The sequence below is a fragment of the Mesorhizobium sp. P3_B5 genome (assembly GCF_056402815.1).
In genome coordinates, this window is sequence record NZ_JBFUGR010000006.1 from 425118 (window position 1) to 431818 (window position 6701).

General features: G+C 67.0%; 8 protein-coding genes. 7 read left to right on the forward strand and 1 reads right to left on the reverse strand.

The annotated features are described in order from the left end of the window. Nucleotide 1: 1 nt before the first annotated feature. Genes cbiE through cobT form a run of 7 tightly spaced genes read left to right on the forward strand, consistent with a single transcriptional unit; the run spans nt 2 to nt 6410 of the window. The gene (cbiE, locus tag AC1DVW_RS18650) at nt 2-1228 is read left to right on the forward strand and encodes a precorrin-6y C5,15-methyltransferase (decarboxylating) subunit CbiE (RefSeq protein WP_477324949.1); all 1227 of its coding nucleotides are present in this window, start codon (nt 2-4) and stop codon (nt 1226-1228) included. Beyond that, nucleotides 1207-1716, forward strand: coding sequence for a cobalamin biosynthesis protein (locus AC1DVW_RS18655; RefSeq protein WP_477324951.1), 510 nt, complete (start codon nt 1207-1209; stop codon nt 1714-1716). Before cbiE ends, AC1DVW_RS18655 begins: the two co-directional genes overlap by 22 nt. Beyond that, nucleotides 1713-2477, forward strand: a complete 765-nt coding sequence (gene cobM / locus AC1DVW_RS18660; RefSeq protein WP_477324953.1) for a precorrin-4 C(11)-methyltransferase — start codon at nt 1713-1715, stop codon at nt 2475-2477. The genes AC1DVW_RS18655 and cobM overlap by 4 nt, the downstream gene beginning before the upstream one ends. Further along, a complete protein-coding gene (gene cobA, locus AC1DVW_RS18665) occupies nt 2474-3292 on the forward strand; it encodes a uroporphyrinogen-III C-methyltransferase (protein WP_477324955.1) in 819 nt (272 codons plus the stop codon). The genes cobM and cobA overlap by 4 nt, the downstream gene beginning before the upstream one ends. After that, nucleotides 3289-4602, forward strand: coding sequence for a cobyrinate a,c-diamide synthase (locus AC1DVW_RS18670; RefSeq protein ID WP_477324957.1), 1314 nt, complete (start codon nt 3289-3291; stop codon nt 4600-4602). The genes cobA and AC1DVW_RS18670 overlap by 4 nt, the downstream gene beginning before the upstream one ends. Then, nucleotides 4599-5375 (forward strand): adenosylcobinamide-GDP ribazoletransferase, encoded by a 777-nt coding sequence (locus tag AC1DVW_RS18675; protein WP_477324959.1) that lies wholly within the window; start codon nt 4599-4601, stop codon nt 5373-5375. The genes AC1DVW_RS18670 and AC1DVW_RS18675 overlap by 4 nt, the downstream gene beginning before the upstream one ends. A gap of 24 nt (nt 5376-5399) precedes the next feature. Then, nucleotides 5400-6410, forward strand: coding sequence for a nicotinate-nucleotide--dimethylbenzimidazole phosphoribosyltransferase (gene cobT / locus AC1DVW_RS18680; protein WP_477324961.1), 1011 nt, complete (start codon nt 5400-5402; stop codon nt 6408-6410). Between the two features lie 61 nt (nt 6411-6471). On the opposite strand, the gene AC1DVW_RS18685 is transcribed toward cobT, so the two are convergent. Next, on the reverse strand, nt 6472-6701 hold a 230-nt coding region (locus AC1DVW_RS18685), incomplete at its 5' end, for a transposase (RefSeq protein WP_477324963.1).

Below are 6701 nucleotides of genomic sequence, written 5' to 3' on the forward strand. Positions count from 1 at the left end.
CATGCCTGCTGAGGGTCAATCGCCTGCCTGGCTCACTGTCGTCGGCATCGGCGAGGACGGTTTAGCGGGTCTCGGTGACGAGGCCAAGCGGCGCATTGCCGAGGCCGAAGTGATCTTCGGCGGCAAGCGCCACCTCGCATTGGTCGCATCGTTCGCCAAAGGCGAGGCACGACCATGGCCAATCCCTTTCGATGCCGAAATGCAAGACGTGCTGGCGCTTGCCGGCAGAAAAGTCTGCGTGCTCGCCTCCGGCGATCCGTTCTTCCACGGTGTCGGTGTCACCCTCGCCCGCAAGGTTGCGGTAGAGGACATGCACGTCATCCCGGCGCCATCGGCGATTTCGCTGGCCGCATCACGCCTCGGCTGGGCGTTGCAGGATATCGAGACCGTCTCGCTGCACGGGCGTCCGCTCGATCTGATCCGGCCGCTGCTGCAGCCTAGCGCCCGCCTCCTGGCCCTGACCTCGGACGCCGAGGCACCGGCGGCGATCGCCCGCCTGCTGACCGAGCTCGACTTCGGCGCCTCGCAGCTGACGGTTCTGGAAGCTTTGGGTGGCCCAAATGAGAAACTGCGTTCGGCGCAAGCCGATGCCTTCGACCTCACAAACATCAATCCGCTCAACGTGCTGGCCATCGAAATTGAATCAAGTCCGCAAGCCCGCGTCCTGCCGCTGACATCGGGCCTGGCCGATCATCTGTTCGAGCATGATGGCCAGATCACCAAGCGCGAAGTGCGCGCCATCACGCTGTCGGCGCTGGCCCCCCGGCGCGGCGAGTTGTTGTGGGACATCGGCGCCGGCTCCGGTTCGATCGGCATCGAATGGATGCTGGCTCATCCCTCGATGCGCGCGATTGCCATCGAGGCCGACCCGACCCGTGCCGCCCGTGTTGGCCGCAACGCCGCCACCTGCGGCGTTCCCGGCCTTGTCGTGGTGGAAGGCAGCGCACCGAAGGCACTTGCCGGGTTGGCAACGCCCGACGCGATCTTCATCGGCGGCGGCGGCAGTGATTCAGGCGTGCTGAACGCCGCCATCAAGGCGCTGCGCGCCGGCGGCCGCCTCGTCGCCAATGCGGTGACGCTGGAGATGGAAACCTTGCTGCTTGCCCGCCATGCGTCGCTCGACGGCGATCTCACCCGCATCGCACTGTCGCGCGTGACGCCGGTCGGCTCGATGCAAGCCTGGCGACCGGCCATGCCGGTCACCCAATGGAGCTGGGTGAAGCCATGATGGTCGCGGGCATCGGCAGCCGAAAGGGCGTCAGCACAGGTGAAGTGCTTGCTGCGATCGAAACCGCGCTCGAAGCGCATGGGCTGGCGATGACGGCGCTGTCCGCCTTGGCGACGAGCGAATTCAAACGCAACGAAGAAGCCATTTTTGCCGCCGGCCGTGAGCTCAAGCTCCCGGTGATAGTGGTGGATGTTGAACCGCCGCTCCCCCTCACCCAGCCTCCGCTTCGCTCGGCTGACCTCTCCCCGAGGGGAGAGGAGACTACCGGCGTCGCCGCCAGTCTCTTCTCCCCAGCGGGGAGAAGGTGGCCCGAAGGGCCGGATGAGGGGGCCGCTTCGCTCAACCTCTCACAGCGTCTTGCCGGCACGCCGTCGGTTTCCGAAGCCTCGGCCCTTGCCGTCGCCGGCGCCGGCGCAAAACTGCTCGGGCCACGCACCGTGCTCGGCCCGGTCACCTGCGCCATCGCCATCAGCGGAGATGCGCCATGACCGTCCATTTCATCGGCGCCGGCCCCGGTGCTGCCGACCTCATCACCCTGCGCGGCGCAAGGCTGCTGGCCAGCTGTCCGGTCTGTCTCCATGCCGGATCGATCGTCGCACCGGAATTGCTGCAGCACTGCGCTCCGGGGACAAAAATAATCGACACCGCACCGATGTCGCTCGACGAGATCGAGGCCGAATATGTGGCGGCTCACGAAGCCGGCCATGATGTGTCGCGCCTGCACTCCGGCGACCTCTCGGTGTGGAGCGCCGTTGCCGAGCAGATCCGCCGGCTGGAAAAGCACGGCATAGCCTACACGCTGACGCCCGGCGTGCCGTCCTTCGCTGCTGCCGCCGCAGCGCTGCGCCGCGAATTGACCATTCCCGAGGTCGCCCAAAGCCTGGTGCTGACCCGCATCTCCGGCCGCGCCTCAAAAATGCCGCCCGGCGAAACGCTGGCTGGCTTTGGCCGCACCGGCGCCACCCTCGCCATCCACCTTGCCATCCATGCCATCGATCGCGTCGTCATCGAGCTAACGCCGCTCTATGGCGCCGATTGCCCGGTGGCGGTCGTCTTCCGCGCCTCCTGGCCGGACGAGCGCGTGCTGACCGGCACGCTGGCGACCATCGAAGCACAATTGGCGGCCGATCCGATGGAGCGCACCGCGATCATCTTCGTCGGCCGTTCGCTGGCGGCGGAAGGCTTTGGCGAAAGTTCATTGTACGACGCCCATTACCAGCGGCGTTTTCGCGGACGGGATGGATTGTGAGCGGCAGCGCCAAAAACAAAAGCGGAAACGCCACGGTCGAGCAGGCGCTGGCCCGGCTGAACTTCAAGCCGCGCCAGCTTGAGCCGGGCCATGTCTGGCTGGCCGGTGCCGGCCCCGGCGATCCCGGCTGCCTGACGCTGGAAGTGCTGGCCGCCCTTGGGCAGTGCGACGCTCTCGTCTACGACGCGCTGGTTTCGCCCGACATTGTCGCCGTCGCCGAAGGGGCGGAACTGTTCTATGCCGGCAAGCGCGGCGGAAAACCGTCGATGAAGCAGGACGACATCACCGCTTTGCTGGTGCGGCTGGCGCGCGAGGGCCGCCGCGTCGTCAGGCTGAAAGGCGGCGATCCCTATATTTTCGGCCGTGGTGGCGAAGAAGCTTTGGCGCTGGTGCGTGAAAACATCCCATTTCGTGTCCTGCCCGGTCTCACCTCGGGTCTGAGCGCGCTGGCCGCGACCGGCATTCCCGCCACAATGCGCGGCATCAACAAGGCGGTGATCCTGGCGACCGGCCACGCCGCCGGCACCGATGACGATCTTGACTGGGCAGCCATCGCCCGCACCGGCCAGCCGGTCGTCATCTATATGGGCATGGCCAATCTGCCGGTCATCGCGGCCTCTCTGCTCGAGGGCGGGCTGGCGCCGTCGACGCCGGCAGCCGTGATCGTCGCTGCAACGACGCCGCAGGAGCGCATCGTCGTCGCCACGCTCGCCACCCTCGCCGAGCAGGCCGCTGCAGCCGGGCTGGCCTCGCCGGCGCTGATCGTCGTCGGCGGCATCGTTGCCATGCGCGCAGCACTGGCGGGCGAACAATGACCCACGCCATCATCATTGGCGCGCCACGCTCGGGTTCGGGCAAGACCAGCGTCACCATCGGCATTCTGCGCGCATTGGCGCGGCGCGGCCTGAAGGTGCGCGGCGCCAAGTCCGGCCCCGACTACATCGATCCCGGTTTCCACACTGCCGCCACCGGTCTGTCCGGCGTCAATCTCGACAGCTGGGCGATGTCGCCGGATCTGCTCAACGCACTGGCCGGCAACGCCGCCGAGGATGCCGATTTTGTCTTCCTCGAAAGCGCCATGGGCCTGTTTGATGGCATCCCCGCTGCTCCGGGACGCACCGGCTCGGCCGCAGACCTCGCGCGCCTCTATGGCCTGCCAGTGTTGCTGGTGCTCGATGTCTCGGGACAGTCGACTACGGCGGCGGCCGTCGCCAAGGGTTTTGCCACCTATGATCCCGATGTGCGCATGGCTGGTGTCGTGCTCAACCGCCTCGGCAGCGAACGCCATCGCAAACTGTGCAGCGAGGCCATCGAGGCGCTTGGCCTGCCGGTCGTCGGCGCCATTTTGCGCGATCCCTCGCTGAACCTGCCGGAACGCCATCTCGGCCTCGTCCAGGCCGGCGAATACGCCGACCTGATGGCGCATCTCGACCGCCTCGCCGACATGGTCGAAAAGTCGCTCGATCTCGACGCCATCAGGGCGCTGGCGGCGCCATTTACGCCTGCGTCAGGCAGTTTCGGCGACGCGCTGTCGCCGCCCGGCCAGCGCATTGCATTGGCCGAGGACGCTGCCTTCACCTTCCTCTACCCGCATGTCGCCGCGCACTGGCGCAAGGCCGGCGCGGAGATCGTCCCCTTCTCGCCGCTCGCCGACGAAGCACCGGCAGAGGACTGCGATGTCTGCTGGCTGCCCGGCGGCTATCCGGAGCTTCATGCCGGCCGCCTCGCTGCCGCCGCGACCTTCCGTGCCGGCATGGCAAGCTTTGCGGCAACCAAGCCGGTGCATGGCGAGTGCGGGGGCTTCATGGTGCTGGGCGAAGCGCTGGAGGACGCCTCGGGCGAGACGCACGAGATGCTCGGGCTGCTCGGCCATTCCACCAGCTTTGCCAAGCGCAAGATGAACCTCGGCTACCGCGAGGCGCGGCTGCGCGCCGATTGCCCCCTTGGGTCGCAAGGTGCGCTGATCCGCGGCCATGAATTCCACTATGCGCAGATGATTGCGACCGGCAATGACGAGCCGCTGGCCGACCTCGCCGACGGCCAGGGCAATCCGCTCGGCGCCTCCGGCTACCGGCGCGGCCATGTCAGCGGCACCTTCTTCCATGCCATTGCGAGGGGCACATGAAGCTCCGGAACATGAACCTTTCGCCACGGCAGGTCATCGACGACATCGCGCTTTGCCTGGTCTTCTTCACCAGGCTGCCCCTGCCCGTCTTCGACTTTCGCGGCCGCAGCCTTGCCGCAGCGATCTGGGCCGCACCGGTCGCCGGCCTTGTCGTCGGCCTGATCGGCGCGGTCGTCTATGCCACGGCGGAAAGGTTTGGCCTCGCCATGGGGCCGGCGGCGGCACTTGCTCTGGCCGCAACCTTGCTCACCACCGGCTGCCTGCACGAGGACGGGCTTTCCGATGTCGCCGATGGCTTTGGCGGCGGCAAGTCGCGTGGCCGGAAACTGGAGATCATGCATGACAGCCGCATCGGCGCCTATGGCGCGTCGGCACTTGGCCTGTCGCTGCTGATCCGCTGGAGCACGCTTTCGCAATTCGCCGATCCCAACCAAGCCCTCTTCGCCCTCGTGGCCGCACACGCGGCCTCGCGCGGCTTGCTCGGCGCCTTCATGCATCTGCTGCACCCGGCGCGGTCCCATGGCCTCTCGGCCGCAGCCGGCACCGTATCGCAGGAAGTCGCCATAGCCGGCGCCGTGCTCGGCGCGATACCACTCCTCTTGCTCGGGCTTGGCGGCGCGGTTTTCGCGCTCATCCTGCTCGGTCTTTTGTTTTTCGCCTTCCGCGCACTCTGCCTCAACCAGATCGACGGCCAGACCGGCGATACGGTCGGCGCGCTGCAACAACTGGCCGAGATCGCAATCCTGCTCGTCGCTTCCGTTTCCCTTTCCTGACTCTTCCTCGGAGAATTTGCCCCCATGCCCTTCAAATCGCTTGCTGAACTGCGCGCCGCGTGTCTCGACCTGCCTGCCGGCAGTGACACTGCGGCCAATGCCGTCGCCCGCCGTCAGGACACGCTGACCAAACCGCAAGGCAGCCTCGGCCGGCTCGAGACCATCGCCGCCTGGCTGGCCCGCTGGCAGGGCCGCGACATGCCGAAGCTCGACCGCGTCAAAGTCTTCGTCTTTGCCGGCAATCATGGCGTCACCGCGCAAGGCGTGTCGGCCTTCCCGTCTGAGGTCACAGTGCAGATGGTGGCGAATTTCGCCGGTGGCGGCGCCGCCATCAACCAGCTCGCCCGCATCGCCGGCGCCGAGCTCGACGTCATCCCGCTCGACCTCGACCATCCCACGGGCGACTTCACGCAGGCACCCGCGATGGACGACAAGGCCTTCCTTGCCGCCGTCTCGGCCGGCTACGACGCGGTGACGAAGGACATCGACCTGGTCTGCTTCGGCGAAATGGGCATCGGCAACACCACGCCGGCCGCAGCCATATCAGCTGCGCTGTTCGGCGGCGGTGCGGAGAAATGGACCGGGCGCGGCACCGGCGTCGACGATGCCGGCCTGAAGCGCAAGGTCACGGCCATCGAAGCCGGCCTCAAGCGCCATGCCGAGGCCCTGGCCGATCCACTGGGGATAGCCGCCGCGCTCGGCGGCCGTGAACTCGCCGCCATCTTCGGCGCGACGCTCGCCGCTCGCCACCTCGGCGTGCCGGTGCTGCTCGACGGCTTCGTCTGCACCGCAGCCGCAGCGCCGCTGGCAAAGCTGCACCCAACCGGCCTCGCCCACACACTCGCCGCGCATGTCTCGGCCGAGTCTGGCCATCGCCGCTTGCTTGAAGCACTTGAGCTGCCGCCGCTGCTCGATCTCGGCATGCGGCTCGGCGAAGGCTCCGGCGCCTGCCTCGCGGTTAACATCGTCCGCTCGGCGCTGGAATGCCATGCCAGGATGGCGARCTTTGCCGAGGCGGGTGTGTCGGAGAAGTAATTGGATAAGCCCTGGGGTGTCGCATCAGGATGCGGCACCTCGGCGCTAGAGCGGGATGAATCTAGGTTGGCGCATAGCCTGCCTCTGTGAAGTAATTTCTGCATTCGGTTGAAGAGACGGTGCCGAGGATTTGGCCGATGGCGTCACAGACGGTTTCGACGGTACGCTTGGCAGCCTTACGGAGCCAATGCTTTAGCTTTGCAAAGAGCTTCTCGATGGGGTTCAGGTCAGGCGAGTATTTGGGCAGCAAGAACAGCCTGGCGCCGGCCGAGCGGATGGCGCGGCGCACGG

Excerpts from the sequence above, each read along its gene's own strand:
- cobM (WP_477324953.1), top strand. The coding sequence starts at position 1,713 with ATGACCGTCCATTTCATCGGCGCCGGCCCCGGTGCTGCCGACCTCATC.
- cbiE (WP_477324949.1), top strand. The coding sequence starts at position 2 with ATGCCTGCTGAGGGTCAATCGCCTGCCTGGCTCACTGTCGTCGGCATC.
- AC1DVW_RS18655 (WP_477324951.1), top strand. The coding sequence starts at position 1,207 with ATGGAGCTGGGTGAAGCCATGATGGTCGCGGGCATCGGCAGCCGAAAG.
- AC1DVW_RS18675 (WP_477324959.1), top strand. The coding sequence starts at position 4,599 with ATGAAGCTCCGGAACATGAACCTTTCGCCACGGCAGGTCATCGACGAC.
- AC1DVW_RS18670 (WP_477324957.1), top strand. The coding sequence starts at position 3,289 with ATGACCCACGCCATCATCATTGGCGCGCCACGCTCGGGTTCGGGCAAG.